Here is a 17,597-nt window from a genome sequence, read left to right as displayed (position 1 = left end):
GCTCCGCTCAGATCGGCCGACAGATCCAGTGCAGGTAGCGCCCAAGCCCGGCGAAGCTTGGGTGACGGCGGTGGGCCAGTTCCATTTCCAGCAAGTCCGGCAGTTCGACGCGGGCCTGGAATTCCACTGGCATGTAGTCGTAAAAAACCCGCACCCCACTCTGAGTTTCGACCTGCCACATGCTTTCAAGTTGCGCCGCCAGTTCCCGTGGATCCAGTGGCTGCTGCGGAGTCAGGCTCTGCTTCTCGCCGGCCATGTTGTTCTTGCGCATCTTGCGGAAATGACCCTTGAGCAGGTTGCGGTAGATCAACGCATCGCGGTTGTAGAACGCCAGGGACAACCAGCCGTCCGGCTTCGTCAATTGATGCAGCACCGGCAAAATCGCATGGGGTTCGGCCAGCCATTCCAGCACGGCGTGGCACAGCACCAGGTCGTAAGGTTCAGTGAGCTGACCGAGCAGATCCTGCCACGGCGCCTGGATGAACGTCGCCGTCTGCCCCGCTTCGGCGAAGCGCTGGCGAGCGCCTTCAAGCATCGGTTCGGCAGGTTCGGCGAGGGTCACCTGATGACCGCGCTCGGCCAGCCACAACGACATGTGGCCCAGGCCGGCGCCGATGTCCAGTACGCGCAACGGTCGGTCCGGCAGGGTTTCGGCCAGGTCGGCCTGCAGCACCGCGAGACGGATCGCACCTTTGGCGCCCCCGTAGATTTTTTCAGCGAAACGGGTCGCCAACTGATCGAAATGACGGTCGCTCATCAGCTGAACCGCCGTTCGCTGTCCGCGAGTTTGCTGCGCACCACGTCATTCATGTCCAACCCCAACTCGCTGCACAGCAGCAGTAGATACAACACGATGTCGCCGACTTCCTGCCCGACATGGGCGAGCTTGTCCGCCGGCAACTGGCGTGACTGGTCTTCGGTCAGCCACTGGAAAATCTCCACCAGCTCGGACATTTCCACGCTCGCGGCCATGGCCAGGTTTTTCGGGCTGTGAAATTGCCGCCAGTCATTGCGGTCGCGAATGGCGTGCAGGCGTTCGGTCAGTTCAACAAGGTTCATCGGGCTCTCCTGAAGGCGTATAGCTTCAAGGGGATGGCGGGTGAAGGCAAGATCTATGTAGCAGCTGCCGAAGGCTGCGTTCGGCTGCGCAGCAGTCGTGAATATGGCTGACGCGCTCTGCCTGACGCACCGCAATTTCCGGTTTGACGACTGCTGCGCAGCCGAACGCAGCCTTCGGCAGCTGCTACAGAGATGTTTGCGCCATACTTGGACGGTCGGGAACTCGACAGCACGATCAATAGCCCAACGGTCGGATCCGGCAACCACGCCACCACTCCATCAGGACGTACACATGCAGGTAGAAAGCTTTTTCGAATGGCTCGGCCAGATAATCGGTTCGGCCATCCGGTTCATCATCGACGCCCTCAGTGGTCTGTTCAACCTGTTGAGCAACGCCGGCAGCAATTTTGTCGAAGGGTTGGCCCAGGCGCTGGGCATGGAGACTTCGATCGTCAGCATCATCACGCTGATCATCGGGCTGATGCTGTTATGGGCGGCGATCCGCGCCTTCATGAACGCGTCGATCATCATGGGAATTATCTGGTTGTTGCTGGGATTGTGGTTGCTGAGCTGGATCGTTCATTAAGGCAACCCACCATCAATGTGGGAGCGGGCTTGCTCGCGAAAGCGGTGGGTCAGGCGACTGATATGTTGAATGTAAGAAAGCCTTCGCGAGCAAGCCCGCTCCCACATTGGATCTGTGATGTTTTGTAGATTGCGTTCACTTGGCTGAACACAATGTGTCGCTACAATGCAGGCGCCCCCAAGGAGCCTGCATGTCCAACCTGATTGCCGACTGGCGCGACCGTCCGACCCATCGTCGAGTCTGGGCGCTCGCTGCCCCGATGATTCTCTCGAACATTTCCGTACCGCTGGTAGCGCTGGTCGACAGTACCGTCGTCGGCCATTTGCCCCATGCTCATCAACTCGGCGCTGTCGCGGTGGGCGCCAGTCTGTATACCTTTCTGGCCTGGGCCATGGGCTTTCTGCGCATGGGCTCCACCGGGTTCGCCGCCCAGGCTGCCGGGCGTGGGGATGGCGCAGCGTTGCGACAGATTTTGCTGCAAGGTCTGTTGTTGGCCATGGGCCTGGCCATCGTGTTGGGCGCAGTGGGCGTGCCATTGAGCGGGGTCGCGTTGCACTTCATGCAACCGTCGGCGGAGCTCGATCAGCTCACCCGCGAATTCTTCCACACGCGGCTGTTTGGCTTGCCGGCGGCGCTGGCCAGCTACGCACTGGTGGGCTGGTTCCTCGGCACCCAGAACGCTCGGGCTCCGCTGGCGATTCTGCTGAGCACCAACCTGGTCAACATCGCGTTGAACCTGTGGTTCGTACTCGGCCTGGAGTGGGGTGTGGTCGGCGCGGCCCGGGCCTCGGTGATCGCCGAGTGGACCGGCGCACTGATCGGCCTGTTCATGACCCGCAAGGCTCTGCGCGCCTATCCCGGTCATATCGCCTGGGCAGCGTTGGCGTTGTGGAAGAGCTGGCGCCCGTTACTGGCGGTCAATCGCGACATCTTCATTCGTAGCCTGGCGTTGCAGTCGGTGTTTTTCCTGATCACCGTGCAAGGCGCGCGGCTGGGCGATGCCACGGTCGCCGCCAACGCGTTACTGCTCAACGGTCTGCTGCTGACCGCCCATGCCCTGGACGGTTTGGCTCATGCCGTAGAAGCCCTGTGCGGACACGCCATCGGGGCTCGCGACCGAGAAGCCCTGCGCCGCTCACTGGTGGTGGCGTGCGGTTGGTCGTTGCTGGCGAGTGCGGGGTTTGCCTTGCTGTTTCTGTTCGCCGGGCACCTGTTCATCGAGATGCAGACCGACATCCAGAGCGTGCGCGACACCGCCTTCCTTTACCTGCCTTACCTCGCGGTACTGCCGCTGATTGCCGTCTGGAGTTACCTGCTCGACGGCCTGTTCATCGGCGCCACCCGCGCCCGGGAAATGCGCAATGGCATGCTGCTGACGGTGATCCTGCTGCTGCCCTTCGCCTGGGCGCTGCAAGGCTTGGGCAACCATGGACTGTGGATAACCTTCCTGTTGTTCATGTTGCTGCGCAGCCTAACCCTTGGCGCGTTCGCCTGGTACTTGCGCAAGCACGACAGCTGGCTCAACGGATGACGAGGGTCAGGATGGTCAGGGTTGATCGTTCTGCCACAGGTTGCGCAGGCTATCGAGACGCTCCTGCTGGGTGATTCCCGGCAACGACTGCCCAGGCATTGCGTTGGGGTGCTGCAAGCGCAGCCATAACCAGCCATCGAGCACCGGGCGTTCGCTGAAGCCCAGTGCCAGCCCTTCCTGCAGGTACACCCACAAGCTGTTGTAGTCGGTGCCGGTGGATCGGCTCCAGCGCCAGGCGTGTTGTTCCAGCAGGCACGTTTGCAAGGTGTCTCGCTGACGCAGGCTGAGGTTTTCTTCGATGGCCAGCGGCCTGACGGCAAGCCGCGGATTGAACAACTGCTGCCAGCCCTGACAGCCTATGGCCCGGTCGGCCCAGGTGCCGCCGAACCAGCGCAACTGATCGATCGGACCTAACCAGCGACTCAGCTCCTGCGCATCGCAGGCATCGAAAAAATAACTCGCCGTGTGTGGGTTGTAGTAACTCAACAAGGCCCGGTGATGCAGACCCAAGGTGACTGCGAGCATGCGTCGCAAATGCTCCAGCAACTGCGATGACGATGCCTCACTGGCCAGTAGCAACCCGCTCCAGGTATGTGGCGTACTTTGGCACAGCTCGGCCAGTGCCGGGCATTCGCGAAGGTCGACCAACACCGGCCCGTGCTCACGCAATGGGTGAAATTCGGTGCCTTCGAACAGATGGAACCATCGGGCATGAGCAAACTGTTGCCGCAAACTCGCGCCGGCCTGAGGCACACCCGGCACATCGAGCAACAGCCATTGCGGGGTCGGGTCGACCGCTTGAGCGGCGATCATGCCGCACCGCTCTGGCCGAGCTGCATCGCCGCCCGGCAGGTGCAAAAGGACTGCGCGCAATGACTGAAACTGCCGCCGCCGGGCAGCAGGCACAGGAGCACCAAGGGTTCGCTGGATCGCAGCATGCCCAACAAGCCGTCGAGCGCCGGGCCGGAATCGCTCGTCAAGGAGGGTTGCAGGTCGGGTATGACTGACTCGGCGCTCGATGCGGCGCCGGGAAGAAATCCGCTGATCAAGGGTTGATCCGGATCGCCTTCGATAAAGCTCACCAGCACCTGCGCCCCTGCACTCAACGGTAGGGTCCCGGCGCCTTCCAGCTCGGGAGCCAACGGCAACCAGCAGTGGCTGGGCGCTGCTCCCTCCCCCTGGTAAAGCCAGTCAAACTGCACGGCAACCGATCTGGACAGATCCGGTTGAGACTCATCGACCTCGACCACCCACGCCCGCTGCAGGCTGTGCATCCTCGGCTTCACGCCCGAATGAGGTGCCACGAAAGGCATTTCCTGCCCAACGGCGCGCAGTTGGTTGCTATAAGGAAGCCCTGGTTCCTGCCCCCCCTGATGCTCGACATGGGTCAGTAGCCAGAGACGATTCCAGTCCACACACGGATGGCCGGACAGCGGCATCAGTTGGCCGCTGCGCAGGGTCGCCAGATTCGTCTGGCCTTCGGCGATCTGCCCGCCGCCGTGAAGCTTGAACTGATGCACACCTGGCCGTTCGTTCTCACCCTTGAAGACGCTCTCTTCGCCACGGCTAAACTGCCCCAGACCATCACCGAACACCAGGCAGTGTCCGCGTGAGCGGTGTTCGAAGTAGTAATGAAGTCGTTCCTGGGCGCACAGACGCTGGAGAAATTGCAGGTCTGATTCCCGGTACTGCGTGCAGAAATCACGAGACGGATAATCGCCGCTCAGCTCGAAGCGCCGACCCTTACCGGTAATGCCGTGCTCCTTGAGTACTTGAGCGAGAATATCCGGCACCGAGCACTGGCTGAATATTCGCTGATTGAAGCGCTGGGCCAGACACGCCAGCCTGGGCCCCAGACGGACACGACATAGCCTGGGCTCACCGCCATGGCCGAGCTGAACGAGGCCAAGCAACTGTCCGTGAATACCCTGCCCCAAGGGCCCGAAGTGCAAAAAGGCCGAGCGATACAGCAGGCTTGCGAGGTCCAGCGTTGGGTCACTGTTCAGCAGATCCACGTCGAACACAAAAGGCTCGCTGATGGCTTCACTACCGGTAAAGGCCAAGACCTCAAAGGGGTCGGGAAGACCCGCTATATCCAGACGAAATGACAGCTCGTTGACTGGATCGAACATCGGCGATTCTCTACAGGAGGGGCGGCCGGGGATTCTCGCTGAGAGACATGGCCGAGTAGAGTGCCGAAGTACAACTTAGGAAATGACCTACGTAAAAAGAAGACCAAATCGCTTGGATAGCCCGGTCTGTGGGTTATTTCGCTTGAAAAGAGAGAAGTGTCGCACCAGGCCATCTGAAATTTCCCCAACGTATGGAGAATTTTCAGACAACCCGATGAGAACGGAGCCTTACCTCAAGAAGACAGGTAAGACGAACGGGTCAGGCCCAGACGCAAGGCATCGAGGAACTGGGTGCGCTCGGCGGCGCTGATGCGGGCACTGGCGCACTTGTCGCGGTAGTGGGTCATCAGTTCTTCCGGCGACAAGTGCACGTAGCGCAACATGTCTTCGATGGTGTCATGGGTTTCGATACCGGCGTGGTACACGCTGCCGTCGGCGTTCTGGTAGATGTTCACCGAGTCGGTGTCACCGAACAGGTTGTGCATGTCGCCGAGAATTTCCTGGTAGGCACCCACCAGGAAGATCCCCAGCAGATAGTCTTCACCTTCGTTCAAACCGTGCACCGGCAAACTGGTTTCGATGCTCTGCTCATCGACGTACTGCTTGATCTTGCCGTCGGAGTCGCAGGTCAGGTCTTGCAGCACCGCACGGCGCAGCGGCTCTTCGTCGAGACGGTGCAGCGGCAGGATCGGCAGGACCTGGCCGATGGCCCAGGTATCCGGCAGGCTCTGGAATACCGAGAAGTTGCAGATGTACTTGTCGGCCAGCTTGTCGTTGAGTTCGTCGAGCACCTGACGGTGGGAACGCTGACGGGCCTTCAACGAGTTGTGCAGGCGGCGGCAAACGGCGAAGTAGCATTGCTCGGCCAGGGCTTTTTGCGCCAGGGTCAGCTTGCCATCGGCGTATTGAGTGGCCACGTCGCTCATGTAGTGCGTCGCGCGCCAGTACGTTTCGGTGACCATCTCGATGTCGGTCGGGCCGAGCAGATCAACCAGCCACTGCACGGTTTCCGGCAGCTCTTCCTTGTTATCGATCTTCGGCACGTCGTCGTTGTGTTTCTCGACGTCGGTCACCTGCACCACCAGCATGGCGTGGTGAGCGGTCAGCGAGCGGCCGCTTTCAGAGAAAATGTTCGGGTGCGGCAGGCTCTGCGCGTCGCAGAACTCCTTGAGCATCCCGACCACGACACCGGCGTAATCGTCCATGTCGTAGTTGATCGAACTGGCGTTACGCGAATGCGTACCGTCGTAGTCCACGCCCAAACCGCCGCCGACGTCGATGTGATCCACCGGCAGGCCAAGGTTGCGCAGCTCGCCGTAGTAACGGATCGCTTCCTTGAAGCCGTGCTGGTAGTCCGCCAGGTTGGCGATCTGCGAACCCATGTGGAAGTGCAGCAGACGAATACCCTGATCCAGGCCGGCGGCGCGGAAACGCTCGACCACCGACAGCAGTTGCGCCGCCGACAGGCCGAACTTGGATTTTTCACCGCCGGTGTCTGCCCACTTGCTCGATGCCAGGGACGACAGACGCACGCGCAGGCCGACCTGCGGCTTGACCTTGAGCGACGCTGCTTCTTCGATCACCAGACCGACTTCGGATTCTTTCTCGATCACGATGAACACGTTGTGACCGAGCTTCTGGCCCATCAGCGCCAGGCGGATGAACTCGCGGTCCTTGTAACCGTTGCAGACGATGGTGCCACCCTTCGGTGCCAACGCCAGAACGGCGAGCAACTCAGGCTTGGAGCCTGCTTCCAGACCGATCGATACGTCCTGGGTAGCGATGATGTTTTCGATCACCGCTTCCTGCTGGTTGACCTTGATCGGGTACAACGCCGTGTATTTGCTCTGGTATTCCAGACGCTCGATATTGGCGTCGAACGCACCGGTCAACTGACGTACGCGGTCTTGCAGGATGTCAGGGAAACGCACCAGCAACGGCAAGGACAAACCGCTTTTGCGCAGTTGGTCGACTTGCTCGAAGAGGTCGATAGGCGAACTGGTCGGACCGTTCGGACGAACTTCGACGCGACCGGCGTCATTGATCGCGAAATACCCGGCCCCCCAATGGCGAATCCCGTAAACACTGCGGCTGTCCGCAACTGTCCATTGGCTGCCATCGTCTTTGCGTGTGCGTCGTACGGACATCGAAGTCCCCTATTAAAGAAGTCATAGAGCGTCGCCTGGGTTCAGGCCGGCGCAGTCTAAAGAATGAAAATGACGGTTCGTCAACGAGGGGGTAGACCTCGCTGACCGCAGTGAGTTTAGAAACCGGTCATGAACAGGCTCTGTGAAAACCATGGAGACGACGCCAGACCAGGATGAACAGGGCTGGATCAAGCCGCGGGTGGTTTTCACAGAGGCTGCTAGCCGCCGGACTTCTTCGCCTTGAAACCGTGTTTGATCAGCTCGGCCAAGAGTAGCTCGACATGATCGCCCTGGATTTCGATTATCCCGTCTTTCAACGCCCCACCGGTCCCGCAACGTTTCTTCAACGTAGTGGCCAGATCCTTGAGCGCGTCTTCGGCCAACGGCACACCGGTGATGGTGGTCACCGTCTTGCCGCCACGGCCCTTGCTTTCGCGACGCACGCGAGCGATGCCGTCGCCGGCCGGGATAACGGTTTGTTTGCAGATGCAGGCATCCACCGGTTGACTGCAATCCGGGCAATGACGACCTGCGTCGGTGGAAAATACCAGGCCACCAAGGGCGGCGAAGGATGCGGCTTTTTTGGCCACCGGCAATCCTCTTGGGAGGACAAAGACTGGTCGTGGCAGATGCCATCGACCGCGAAGCCCCACTCAGGCAGGGGCAGCGCTACTGGACCGTTATACATCGGTGTATGAGCGTAGGAGCATTCCTACAACAAGCATTACCGGTTCAGCGTGAAAAGGTCGCGCAGTGTAACGACAAAAACGCCGATTGCTAAGAGCCAATCGGCGCCAATTTATAGCTCTTTTGCGACGTTATTCCCTTGGGCGCGCAGATAGCGCTGCAAGGCCGCCAGAGAGTCCGGGCAATAAGGCTTCTGCGTGATTTCCAGCAGAACCTGATCGATCGGGATGAAGCGCGCTTCTAGCACTTCTTCCGGTTGCAGGATCAACGGGCCGTCCCACACCGCCGAAAACGCCGAACACCAGAGTCGGTTGCCGGTGTCCTCGAAGAAAAAGTGATCATGGGCGGTCAGTTCTACACCGCTCACGCCCAGCTCTTCTTCCAGCTCACGGGCCGCCGATTCGGCGTAAGTCTCAGTGGCCAGCACCATGCCGCCGGCCGCCACGTCCCAATAACCGGGGTATATCGCTTTGCTCAGGGTGCGCCGGTGCACGCACAGTTCACCGGCAGAATTGAACAGCATGATGTAGGTACCGCGACCGATCAGCTCGCGTTCGCGCAGCTCGGAGCGGACCAGAGCGCCGAGCAGGTTGTCCTGCTCGTCGACCCAGGCGATCTGTTCGGCATCGGAAGCCGCCCGATGGGCGGCCTCACGCATGTCATCGACGGAGCTATCGACCATGACTCAGCCCTGATTGAGCAATTGACGCAAATCGATCACCGCGGCGTTGGCCCGGGAGATGTAATTGGCCATGACCAGCGAGTGGTTGGCCAGCACACCAAAGCCGCTGCCGTTGAGGATCATCGGGCTCCAGACCGGTTCTTGCGAGGCTTCCAGCTCACGAATGATCTGGCGCACGCTGACCGTGGCGTTTTTCTTCGCCAACACATCGGCGAAATCGACTTCGATGGCGCGCAGCAGATGGGACAACGCCCAGGCCTGGCCGCGGGCTTCGTAGAACACATTGTCGATCTGCAGCCACGGGGTTTCGACGATTTCTTCGTCGACCTGTGGCACCTGACCCGGGGCCAGGACTTCGGTTTTCAGTGCGGTGTTGAGCTTGACCCGGCCGACGCTGGCCGACAGTCGCTGCGACAGCGACCCCAGACGGGTACCGACATCGCCCAACCAGTTATTCAGGTTGTCGGCACGGGCGTAGAACAGCGCGCTTTTCTGACTTGGATCGGACAGGCGAGCCTGATAACGGCTCAGGGAATTGATGCCTTCCTGATACTCGGACTCACTGGATGGCAGCACCCAGCTTTTGTTGTCGAAGTTGAAACGTGGCTCGGCCTTGGCCAGGTCGGCGTCTTCGGTGGACTGCGACTGCGAGCGGGCGAAGTCTTTACGCAGCGCACGGCTCAGGTCGCGGACCTGGACCAGCACGCCATATTCCCAGCTCGGCGTATTATCCATCCACAGCCCCGGCGGGAAACGGTCGTTGGAAATATAGCCGCCCGGCTTGGTCAGCAGGGTGCCAGCGACGGTCTTGAGAGTTTCCACCGTGGTGTACCCGACCACCATCTGCTTGCCTTCTTTCTCGGCCGCCATTTGGGCATTCTGCTGAACCGGGAACAGCGCCGGCTCCTGGCTCCAGTACCAGCCCAGCGCGATCGCCACCAACAGGTAAAGAACAATCAGAGTAGCCAGCGCCCGGCTGAACAACAGGCCGCCAAAATAACTGCGGGTGGCCGATTTCGGTTCAGCGGCACGCTCAGGCGCGCTGCCTGTGCGGTTCTTCCAGTCCAGCATGGCGATATCCTTTCAATCACTTGAGTTCATCGGTTCGACCACAACCCTACGCCATCGTGCGTCATTTGCCGCGCATTAAATCCTGCGCGTCACAGCGAGCCACACAATGACTGCAGTCGAGCTGTCACTATAAATGAAGCACAGCGCTGAGCCTATGCGACCAGTCGGTCAGAAATTGAATGAAGTCGCTTTGCAGATTATTGACGTACGACACTCATGCAATCGAAAAGAGGTGCTAGCATAGAGCCACCAGTCGATCTCAGCATGCACCCTAACTAGTAGTCAGGATATGACCGAGCCAGAAGACCCCAGCCGTGAGCGCCTCAAGCACCACTTTGCCCAGCGGGTCATTCATCAGGCACGTCAGATTCTTGAGATATGGCAACGTCTACAGCGCAACGAATGGTCCACCACCGACTTGTCGGAGTTGAGTGAGGCCAATCTGCGCTTGCTGCGCTTTGCCGAACGTTTCGAACAACCGGAACACACCCAGCTGGCGCGCCACATCGGCCAGTCGCTGGAAGCGGTGGACGCCAACCGCGGACGTCTGAGCAGCGGGCTGATCACCGACCTCAATCGCCTGATGCAGCGCCTGTCCCGCACCGGCCTGCGCCATGGCGATCAGTTCGAACACACCTTTCTGCCGCCGCTGCGCAAACCGATCTACGTGATGCTGCAGGATCACGACCGGGCCGAGCGGCTGGCCAAGCAACTTGAATTCTTCGGGCTCAGCGCTCAATCCCTCGACAGTGTCGCCGCGTTCCGCTCCTCGATGGTCGAGCGGTTGCCGGCGGCGATTGTCATGGACGTCGACTTCAGTGGCGCCGGCATTGGCCTGAAACTGGCGGCTGAAGCCCAGGAGGGTCTCGATCAGCCCTTGCCGCTGTTGTTTTTCAGCCTGCACGAAACCGATACCCCGACCCGCCTCGCCGCCGTGCGTGCCGGGGGCCAGGAATTTCTCACCGGCACCCTCGAAGCCTCGAGCCTGCTGGAAAAGATCGAAGTCCTGACCTGCGTCGCCCAGTACGAACCTTATAAAGTGCTGATCATCGACGACTCCCGCGCCCAGGCCTTGCACACCGAACGCCTGCTCAACAGCGCCGGGATCGTCACGCGGACCTTGATCGAACCGATCCAGGCCATGGCCGAACTGGCGGATTTCCAGCCGGACCTGATCATCCTCGACATGTACATGCCGGCCTGCACCGGTACCGAACTGGCCAAGGTGATCCGGCATAACGACCGCTATGTCAGCGTGCCGATCATTTATCTGTCAGCCGAAGACGACCTGGACAAGCAGCTCGACGCCATGAGCGAGGGCGGCGACGACTTCCTGACCAAACCGATCAAGCCACGGCACCTGATCACCACCGTGCGCAACCGCGCGGCGCGTGCGCGCAATCTGAAAGCGCGGATGGTGCGCGACAGCCTGACCGGTTTGTACAACCACACCCACATTCTGCAATTGCTCGAAGACTGTTCATTCCGCGCCCGTCGCGAAAGCAAGCCGCTGAGCTTTGCGATGCTCGACATTGACCACTTCAAACGGGTCAACGACAGTCACGGCCATCCCATGGGCGACCGGGTGATCAAGAGCCTGGCGCTATTTCTCAAGCAACGGTTGCGCAAGACCGACTTCATCGGTCGTTACGGCGGTGAAGAGTTCGCCATCGTGATGCCAGACACTGATATCGAATCGGCCTACAAGGTGCTCGATGAAATCCGTCAGCGCTTTGCCGAAATTCACTACCCCGCTCAGCCGCAGGACCTCTGGTGCACCTTCAGCGCCGGTGTCGTCGAATTGCGCGAAGACTCTGACAGCCTGATGATGGCCAGCCAGGCCGACGAGGCGCTGTACCGTGCGAAGAACGCCGGGCGTAACCGCGTACAAGCCGCGCGGGAATCAAAGCAAAGTGCCACTTTTTCATCGGAATCGACCCATTCGGTCATAACTCTGTAACAGAAACGCAATAACTTCAGGCACTTACCATTCTGCCGTTGGTAGACCATGATGCGCCTGAAGCTGTTGACCAATCTCAATACCCTCCTTTTGGTCGCCGTGTGCGTGGCCCTTGGCGCCACGCTCTGGTGGTCGCAAAAAGCTCTGGAACGCCCCTATCTATTGATGGAGCGTTATCTGGGCCTGTCTCAGCAGTTTCAAAATGAAGTGGAGCGCAACGTCGAGGACTACCTGGCCAGCGGCGATGCCCTGCGCCTGAGCAGCGCCAGCCAGGCCATCGACGCCTTGCAAAAGGAACTCGGTGCGTTGCCACCGGCATTGGCCGACACCTTGCGTCCGAGCCTGTCGAACCTGACTGAGTTCAGCAAAACCGACCTGCTGGCCGCTGGCAAACTCGCGGGTGACCCGCAAGCACTGCTGCTGCAAGCCGAACGCGAACTCGGCGCCAGCCTGGATCAGCTCAGCCAATACGCCAGCGGTAATGCGGCGTACTTGACGCCATTGCTGGTCGCCTCCCAGCACCTGGGCAAATTGTCACTGGCCCGGGACAAACTGGTCAGCAGTGGTCGTAGCGAACTGGCCGCCGATGTCGAACGCGAGGTCGCCAACATCCGTGCTCAAGCCGAGCAACTGGAGGCCTTACCGCTACTTGGCGTGACCGCCAGCACCGAATCGAACACCGATGATTTCGCTGCGATGATGGGGCTGGAGAACACCGAGAAAACCGTCGCCGAAGATGCCGGCGTCGGCCTCAAACGCGAACTCAACAGCCTGCTCACCCGCTACCCCTCGGAACTGGCGCGCACTCGCGAACAGATCCAGAAACGCGCCGACCTCAGCACCGCGACGCACTTGAAAATCGCCGCCGTGCAACAGTCCATCGCCGGGCTGGAACCGGTGGTGCGTGCCCAGCACGGGCAGATCCAGAGCGAAGTACGGTTGATGCAAGGGGTGATGATCGGGCTGATCCTGCTGATCGCATTGCTCATCGATACCTTGCAGCGACGCCTGGCACGAACCCTGACCAACCTCGCCCCTGCGCTGTCGACCTGGGCCGAAGGTGACTTCAGCCGCGACATTCAACTGGGCGCGACCAACCGCGAACTGCATGACATTCAAGCCTCGCTCAATCGCTTGCGCGCCTATCTGGTCGATCTGGTCGGCACCATTCGCCTCAACGCCGAGCAAGTCGCCGGCAGCAGCCGAACGTTGGCCGAATTGAGCAATGACCTGCACAGCGGCGCCGAGCATCAGGCCGGCGACACCGCGCTGATCCGCGATTCTCTCGGTGAACTCGAGGCGACGATTCAACAAGTCGCCGGTGACGCCAGCCAGGCTGCCGATGCCAGTCGTAATGCTGGACTTGCGGTGGAACACGGTCAGAAAGTGATCGGCCTGAGCCTCACCGGGCTGCATGCGTTGGTGGGCGAAGTGCAAGGCAACGCACAAATGATCGAACATCTGGCCGAGGAGTCGGCGACCATCGGCGGTGTGCTGACGGTGATCCGCTCGATTGCCGACCAGACCAACCTGCTGGCCCTGAACGCCGCCATCGAAGCGGCCCGCGCCGGAGAAATGGGCCGAGGGTTTGCGGTGGTGGCCGAAGAGGTTCGCTCACTGGCGCAACGCACCGCAGGCGCCACGGCCGAGATCCAGACGCTGATCGCCGGCCTGCAAACCGCCGCGCGGCAATCGGTCGAAGGCATGCGTGCCCAGGTCGAACACGCCGAAGCCACGGCCAATCAGGCTCAGGCGGCCGATGGCGCGCTGGATAAAATCGTCGGGGCGATCCAGACCATTTCCGACACCGCCGTGCGCATCGCCGATGTCACCGCCCAACAGAGCGGCGCTGTCAGCGAAATCCGTGATCACAGTGAGCGGATTCACCAATTGGGTGGGGATAACTTGCTAAGGATTGGTGAGGGGCGTGAGCAAGGGGAGAATTTGTTGCTGCTGGGTGGACAGCTGCATACGGCGGTGCAGGCATTTCGGGTTTAAAAAAAGCTGGTGGAACGAGGCTCCTTTTGGTGATGATCCTGCGGATCAGGAATGGATCGAAAAAGGAGTCAGGTATGACTAATGCTATTTTCAGCCGCGACACACTCTTTGTAGCAGCTGGCGAAGCCTGCGTTCGGCTGCGAAGCAGTCGCGGAATGCCAGGCCGACCGCATCAGCCGTATTCACGACTGCTGCGCAGCCGAACGCAGCCTCGCAAGCTTGGCAGCTGCTACAGATCGCATTACCGCTTAACGGATTGGTATTAGTCAGGTATGCCCGGCTCAGGAACTACTAAAAAAAACGCATACACAATAGTCACCACCTGCCTGCTGGCGGTATGCCTGGCTTACATAGGCGGGACATGGCTTATGTCTTCCAGCGCCCCGGTGTTGACCGATGTTGTACTCAAACTGCCCCTTGGCGAACATGGCTTCATCTACGGCATCAAGGATGATCGAGGCGGAGCGACAGTGCCGTTCAGCTATCGATACTATGTCTATCGCGAGCTGCCATCCGACGAACAAATAGCGTCTGAACTCAAGACTGCCGGTCCGTTTCTGGTCACCCGAGATCCAGCCATAAAGGTCGATCTCCAAGGCTCGGTCATCAATGTGTCGACCAACCAGGAAGTCTATGAGTATCACAGCAGCACGCTGTTTCGACATACCGACAACACCCACTACACGCCTGTAACAATCAACCTGTGCAACCACTCCAGCGGAATGCCGTAGGAGCGAGGCTTGCCCGCGAAGAACGATTACACGGTCCCTCTGTTAAACCGCATTATCGTTCTTCGCGGGCAAGCCTCGCTCCTACAGATCCGGGTTACGAGGCAACACACGCTTGCGTCCGCTATCATGCCCCCAATTCCGATACGCGAGATTGTCATGCGCCGTTTGCTTTGCCTGCTGTTATTAGTGCTCGCCCTGCCGGCCTCCGCCGCCGGGTTGCTGGAGAGTCGGCCCAGTTCCACCCTGGGCTCGATCAACAACAGCGCCGATTTCCTGCCGGTGCGCGAAGCCTTTCAGTTGAGCCTGGTAGAAAGCACGCCGCAATCAATCAAGCTGCGCTTCGTCGCCACCGAGGGTTACTACCTCTATCGCCATCGCTTCCAGTTTCGCGCCGAACCGGCCGACATTGGCCTCGGCGCGGCGCAATTGCCCAAGGGCGAACAAAAGCACGATGAATACTTCGGCGATGTCGAGGTTTACCACGGCATTCTCGATATAGAACTGCCGCGCACTGATTCCCGCGCCTTTACGCTGGCCGTGACCTATCAGGGCTGCGCCGACAAAGGCCTGTGCTACCCACCCGAGACCGAGCGCCTGAGTATTGATGGCAGCGGCGCCGCAGTCTCGGGTAACACCCCCACCACGGCCAATTGGAGCTGGAGCGAACTGGCATTGTTTTTCCTTGCCGGCCTGGGTCTGACCTTTACGCCATGCGTATGGCCTATGCTGCCGATTCTATCCGGTGTGGTGTTGCGCGATCAGGTGGGCGGATTGCGTGGTTTCAAACTGTCCCTGGCGTATGTGCTGCCAATGGCGGCGTGCTTCGCCTCTCTCGGTGCGCTAATGGGCCTATTCGGCGCCCAGCTCAATCTTCCGGCTCGACTGCAATCGGCCTGGGTATTGGTGCCGTTCGCAACGTTTTTCGCCCTTTTCGCCCTGGCCATGTTCGGCGTCTTCGAGTTGAAACTGCCCTACACCATCAGCAGTCGCCTGAACCGAATTGCCGGCCGCACTCAAGGCGGTTCGCTATGGGGGGCGGCGGTGCTGGGCGTGGTCTCGAGCTTGCTGGTCTCTCCGTGTGTTTCCGCACCACTGGTCGGCGCCTTGCTCTATATCAGCGCCAGCGGCGATGCCGTAGGGGGTGCGTTGAAACTGCTCATGATCGGCCTTGGCATGGGCCTGCCGCTGATACTGGTGGCTACCGGCGGGGCCGCATGGCTGCCCAAAAGCGGTCCCTGGCTGATCATGGTCAAGAACATCATTGGCATCATGTTGCTGAGCGTCGCCCTCGGCCTGCTGAGCCGAGTGCTGCCAGGCCCGGTAACGCTGGTGCTGATCGGACTGTTATGGGGCGGTGTAGGCTTGTTTCTCGGGGCACTGGAGTTTGTTTACAAACCACCAAGAGAGCGCCTGGCACAACTGCTCGGGCTGCTCTTGCTGTTTTACGCGCTGGCCTGCTGGTACGGAGCGTTCAGCGGCCAAAGCAATCCCCTCAACCCCATCGGCCAGCCGCGCATTGTCACTGGCAACGATCAACCGCAAAAACCCAGCAACTGGCAGACCATCACCACTCCAGCCGAACTGGACCGCGTCCTCGCCGAAGCAAAATCCTCCGGCACGCCGCTGCTGCTCGACTGGTACGCCGACTGGTGCATCAGTTGCAAAGTCATCGAACACGAAGTGCTCACCGATGCCAATGTCGTCGAACGCCTCAAAGGTTATCGATTGATCCGTTTCGACATCACCGCCAGCAACGCCGAACAACGCGCCCTGCTCGACCGCTACAAGCTATTTGGTCCTCCGGCGCTGATGTTTTTTGGCAAAGATGGCGTCGAACGTGTCGATGTGCGGGTGATCGGCGAGATCAGCGCAAAAAATTTCGCCGAACGTGTTGCGAAAGCAAATGACCGGATTTAATTGCCCGGTCATATATTTCGCGTAAACATCGGCCATCGTGCTGGCTATTGCATAGAACTGGACAGTCACAAAGGCTTTGCGGCATAGTCGCCGGGTTCTGACAATTGCACACAGATGACAAAGGAGCAGCAGATGGCGACCCTATTGGTTTTACACGGCCCCAACCTGAACTTGCTCGGCACCCGGGAACCGGGCGTCTACGGTGCTACCACCCTGGCGCAAATCAACCAGGATCTGGAACAGCGGGCGCGCAATGCCGGCCACCATTTGCTCTATTTGCAAAGCAACGCCGAGTACGAATTGATCGATCGCATCCACGCTGCTCGCGGCGAAGGTGTGGACTTCATTCTGATCAATCCAGCAGCTTTTACGCATACAAGTGTCGCATTACGTGACGCGCTGCTGGCAGTGAGCATCCCATTCATCGAAGTGCATTTGTCTAACGTGCACAAACGCGAACCTTTCCGCCATCACTCTTACTTCTCCGACGTTGCGGTGGGAGTGATCTGCGGCCTTGGCGCCAGCGGTTATCGACTGGCCCTGGAGGCCGCCCTAGAGCAGCTTGAAAAACAGGCAACAGCTTGAACAACAAGCGTTAAACGCCCCCTGACCGACCTTTGGGAGTTGATGATTCATGGATATCCGTAAAGTTAAGAAATTGATCGAATTGCTGGAAGAGTCCGGTATCGACGAGCTCGAGATCAAGGAAGGCGAAGAGTCCGTACGCATCAGCCGTCACAGCAAGACGCCGGCTCAGCAGTACTACGCTCCCGCTCCGATGCATGCGCCGGCGCCTGCGCCTGTTGCTGCCGCTCCGGTTGCCGCTGCTGCACCTGCCGCGCCGGCTGCCCCAACGCTGAACGGCAACGTTGCCCGTTCGCCGATGGTCGGTACTTTCTATCGCAAATCCTCGCCGTCCTCGCCGTCCTTCGTTGAAGTCGGCCAGACCGTGAAGAAAGGCGACACTCTGTGCATCGTCGAAGCCATGAAGATGATGAACCACATCGAAGCTGAAGCCAGCGGTGTGATCGAATCCATCCTCGTCGAAGACGGCCAGCCGGTTGAGTACGACCAACCGCTGTTCACCATCGTTTGA

The 17,597-nt window shown here is 59.9% G+C and carries 16 protein-coding genes; 8 read left to right on the top strand and 8 right to left on the bottom strand.

All coding sequences use genetic code 11. From position 1 onward, the window contains the following. Positions 1–7 precede the first annotated feature (7 nt). Positions 8–757: a methyltransferase domain-containing protein gene (locus PMI18_RS01335; protein WP_007907455.1), complete on the bottom strand. Its 750-nt coding sequence runs from the start codon at positions 755–757 to the stop codon at positions 8–10. After that, complete coding sequence (locus PMI18_RS01340) at positions 757–1,059, bottom strand: MazG-like family protein (protein ID WP_007907453.1); 303 nt, start codon at positions 1,057–1,059, stop codon at positions 757–759. Before PMI18_RS01340 ends, PMI18_RS01335 begins: the two co-directional genes overlap by 1 nt. 292 nt (positions 1,060–1,351) lie before the next feature. Here PMI18_RS01340 and PMI18_RS01345 point away from each other — a divergent pair, with 292 nt between their 5' ends. Beyond that, positions 1,352–1,645, top strand: a complete 294-nt coding sequence (locus PMI18_RS01345) for a hypothetical protein (RefSeq protein ID WP_007907451.1) — start codon at positions 1,352–1,354, stop codon at positions 1,643–1,645. A 190-nt stretch (positions 1,646–1,835) separates the two neighbouring features. Beyond that, entirely contained in the window at positions 1,836–3,176 is a 1,341-nt protein-coding gene (locus PMI18_RS01350) for an MATE family efflux transporter (protein ID WP_007907449.1), read from the top strand. A gap of 15 nt (positions 3,177–3,191) precedes the next feature. Here the strand turns inward: PMI18_RS01350 and PMI18_RS01355 are convergent, their stop codons facing one another. The 6 genes from PMI18_RS01355 to PMI18_RS01380 all read right to left on the bottom strand — a co-directional run bounded on the left by PMI18_RS01355 (position 3,192) and on the right by PMI18_RS01380 (position 9,895). Then, a complete protein-coding gene (locus tag PMI18_RS01355; protein ID WP_007907447.1) occupies positions 3,192–3,989 on the bottom strand; it encodes a DUF4123 domain-containing protein in 798 nt (265 codons plus the stop codon). Further along, positions 3,986–5,308, bottom strand: coding sequence for a contractile injection system protein, VgrG/Pvc8 family (locus tag PMI18_RS01360; protein ID WP_007907446.1), 1,323 nt, complete (start codon positions 5,306–5,308; stop codon positions 3,986–3,988). The genes PMI18_RS01355 and PMI18_RS01360 overlap by 4 nt, the downstream gene beginning before the upstream one ends. Before the next feature lie 233 nt (positions 5,309–5,541). After that, complete coding sequence (speA, locus tag PMI18_RS01365; protein WP_007907445.1) at positions 5,542–7,455, bottom strand: arginine decarboxylase; 1,914 nt, start codon at positions 7,453–7,455, stop codon at positions 5,542–5,544. Between the two features lie 218 nt (positions 7,456–7,673). Further along, the gene (locus PMI18_RS01370; RefSeq protein WP_007907444.1) at positions 7,674–8,045 is read right to left on the bottom strand and encodes a translation initiation factor Sui1; all 372 of its coding nucleotides are present in this window, start codon (positions 8,043–8,045) and stop codon (positions 7,674–7,676) included. Positions 8,046–8,254: 209 nt separating this feature from the next. Further along, positions 8,255–8,824 carry an NUDIX hydrolase gene (locus tag PMI18_RS01375; RefSeq protein ID WP_007907443.1) on the bottom strand — a complete coding sequence of 190 codons (570 nt, stop codon included), beginning with the start codon at positions 8,822–8,824 and terminating at the stop codon, positions 8,255–8,257. Positions 8,825–8,827: 3 nt separating this feature from the next. Continuing rightward, entirely contained in the window at positions 8,828–9,895 is a 1,068-nt protein-coding gene (locus tag PMI18_RS01380; protein ID WP_007907442.1) for a DUF2333 family protein, read from the bottom strand. A gap of 289 nt (positions 9,896–10,184) precedes the next feature. Between PMI18_RS01380 and gcbA the strand changes: the two genes are divergently transcribed. The 6 genes from gcbA to accB all read left to right on the top strand — a co-directional run bounded on the left by gcbA (position 10,185) and on the right by accB (position 17,597). Next, positions 10,185–11,855 (top strand): diguanylate cyclase GcbA, encoded by a 1,671-nt coding sequence (gene gcbA, locus PMI18_RS01385; RefSeq protein WP_007907439.1) that lies wholly within the window; start codon positions 10,185–10,187, stop codon positions 11,853–11,855. A 48-nt stretch (positions 11,856–11,903) separates the two neighbouring features. After that, complete coding sequence (locus PMI18_RS01390) at positions 11,904–13,853, top strand: methyl-accepting chemotaxis protein (protein WP_007907434.1); 1,950 nt, start codon at positions 11,904–11,906, stop codon at positions 13,851–13,853. Between the two features lie 368 nt (positions 13,854–14,221). Next, positions 14,222–14,584 (top strand): hypothetical protein, encoded by a 363-nt coding sequence (locus PMI18_RS0129870; RefSeq protein WP_007907433.1) that lies wholly within the window; start codon positions 14,222–14,224, stop codon positions 14,582–14,584. A 156-nt stretch (positions 14,585–14,740) separates the two neighbouring features. Next, on the top strand, positions 14,741–16,501 hold the full coding sequence (locus PMI18_RS01395) for a protein-disulfide reductase DsbD (RefSeq protein WP_007907432.1): 1,761 nt from the start codon (positions 14,741–14,743) through the stop codon (positions 16,499–16,501). 132 nt (positions 16,502–16,633) lie between these two features. Then, on the top strand, positions 16,634–17,086 hold the full coding sequence (gene aroQ, locus PMI18_RS01400; RefSeq protein WP_007907431.1) for a type II 3-dehydroquinate dehydratase: 453 nt from the start codon (positions 16,634–16,636) through the stop codon (positions 17,084–17,086). 49 nt (positions 17,087–17,135) lie between these two features. Next, the gene (gene accB / locus PMI18_RS01405) at positions 17,136–17,597 is read left to right on the top strand and encodes an acetyl-CoA carboxylase biotin carboxyl carrier protein (protein ID WP_007907430.1); all 462 of its coding nucleotides are present in this window, start codon (positions 17,136–17,138) and stop codon (positions 17,595–17,597) included.

The sequence above is a fragment of the Pseudomonas sp. GM102 genome, from assembly GCF_000282555.1.
GTDB lineage: Bacteria > Pseudomonadota > Gammaproteobacteria > Pseudomonadales > Pseudomonadaceae > Aquipseudomonas.
Note: the sequence above shows the minus strand (reverse complement) of the source record. Positions and strands in the feature narration are given on the sequence as shown.

Bases quoted from the DNA above. Each gene is read 5' to 3' on its own strand.
- PMI18_RS01335 (WP_007907455.1), bottom strand. From the start codon at position 757: ATGAGCGACCGTCATTTCGATCAGTTGGCGACCCGTTTCGCTGAAAAA.
- PMI18_RS01340 (WP_007907453.1), bottom strand. From the start codon at position 1,059: ATGAACCTTGTTGAACTGACCGAACGCCTGCACGCCATTCGCGACCGC.
- PMI18_RS01345 (WP_007907451.1), top strand. From the start codon at position 1,352: ATGCAGGTAGAAAGCTTTTTCGAATGGCTCGGCCAGATAATCGGTTCG.
- PMI18_RS01350 (WP_007907449.1), top strand. From the start codon at position 1,836: ATGTCCAACCTGATTGCCGACTGGCGCGACCGTCCGACCCATCGTCGA.
- PMI18_RS01355 (WP_007907447.1), bottom strand. From the start codon at position 3,989: ATGATCGCCGCTCAAGCGGTCGACCCGACCCCGCAATGGCTGTTGCTC.
- PMI18_RS01360 (WP_007907446.1), bottom strand. From the start codon at position 5,308: ATGTTCGATCCAGTCAACGAGCTGTCATTTCGTCTGGATATAGCGGGT.
- speA (WP_007907445.1), bottom strand. From the start codon at position 7,455: ATGTCCGTACGACGCACACGCAAAGACGATGGCAGCCAATGGACAGTT.
- PMI18_RS01375 (WP_007907443.1), bottom strand. From the start codon at position 8,824: ATGGTCGATAGCTCCGTCGATGACATGCGTGAGGCCGCCCATCGGGCG.
- PMI18_RS01380 (WP_007907442.1), bottom strand. From the start codon at position 9,895: ATGCTGGACTGGAAGAACCGCACAGGCAGCGCGCCTGAGCGTGCCGCT.
- gcbA (WP_007907439.1), top strand. From the start codon at position 10,185: ATGACCGAGCCAGAAGACCCCAGCCGTGAGCGCCTCAAGCACCACTTT.
- PMI18_RS01390 (WP_007907434.1), top strand. From the start codon at position 11,904: ATGATGCGCCTGAAGCTGTTGACCAATCTCAATACCCTCCTTTTGGTC.
- PMI18_RS0129870 (WP_007907433.1), top strand. From the start codon at position 14,222: ATGTCTTCCAGCGCCCCGGTGTTGACCGATGTTGTACTCAAACTGCCC.
- PMI18_RS01395 (WP_007907432.1), top strand. From the start codon at position 14,741: ATGCGCCGTTTGCTTTGCCTGCTGTTATTAGTGCTCGCCCTGCCGGCC.
- aroQ (WP_007907431.1), top strand. From the start codon at position 16,634: ATGGCGACCCTATTGGTTTTACACGGCCCCAACCTGAACTTGCTCGGC.
- accB (WP_007907430.1), top strand. From the start codon at position 17,136: ATGGATATCCGTAAAGTTAAGAAATTGATCGAATTGCTGGAAGAGTCC.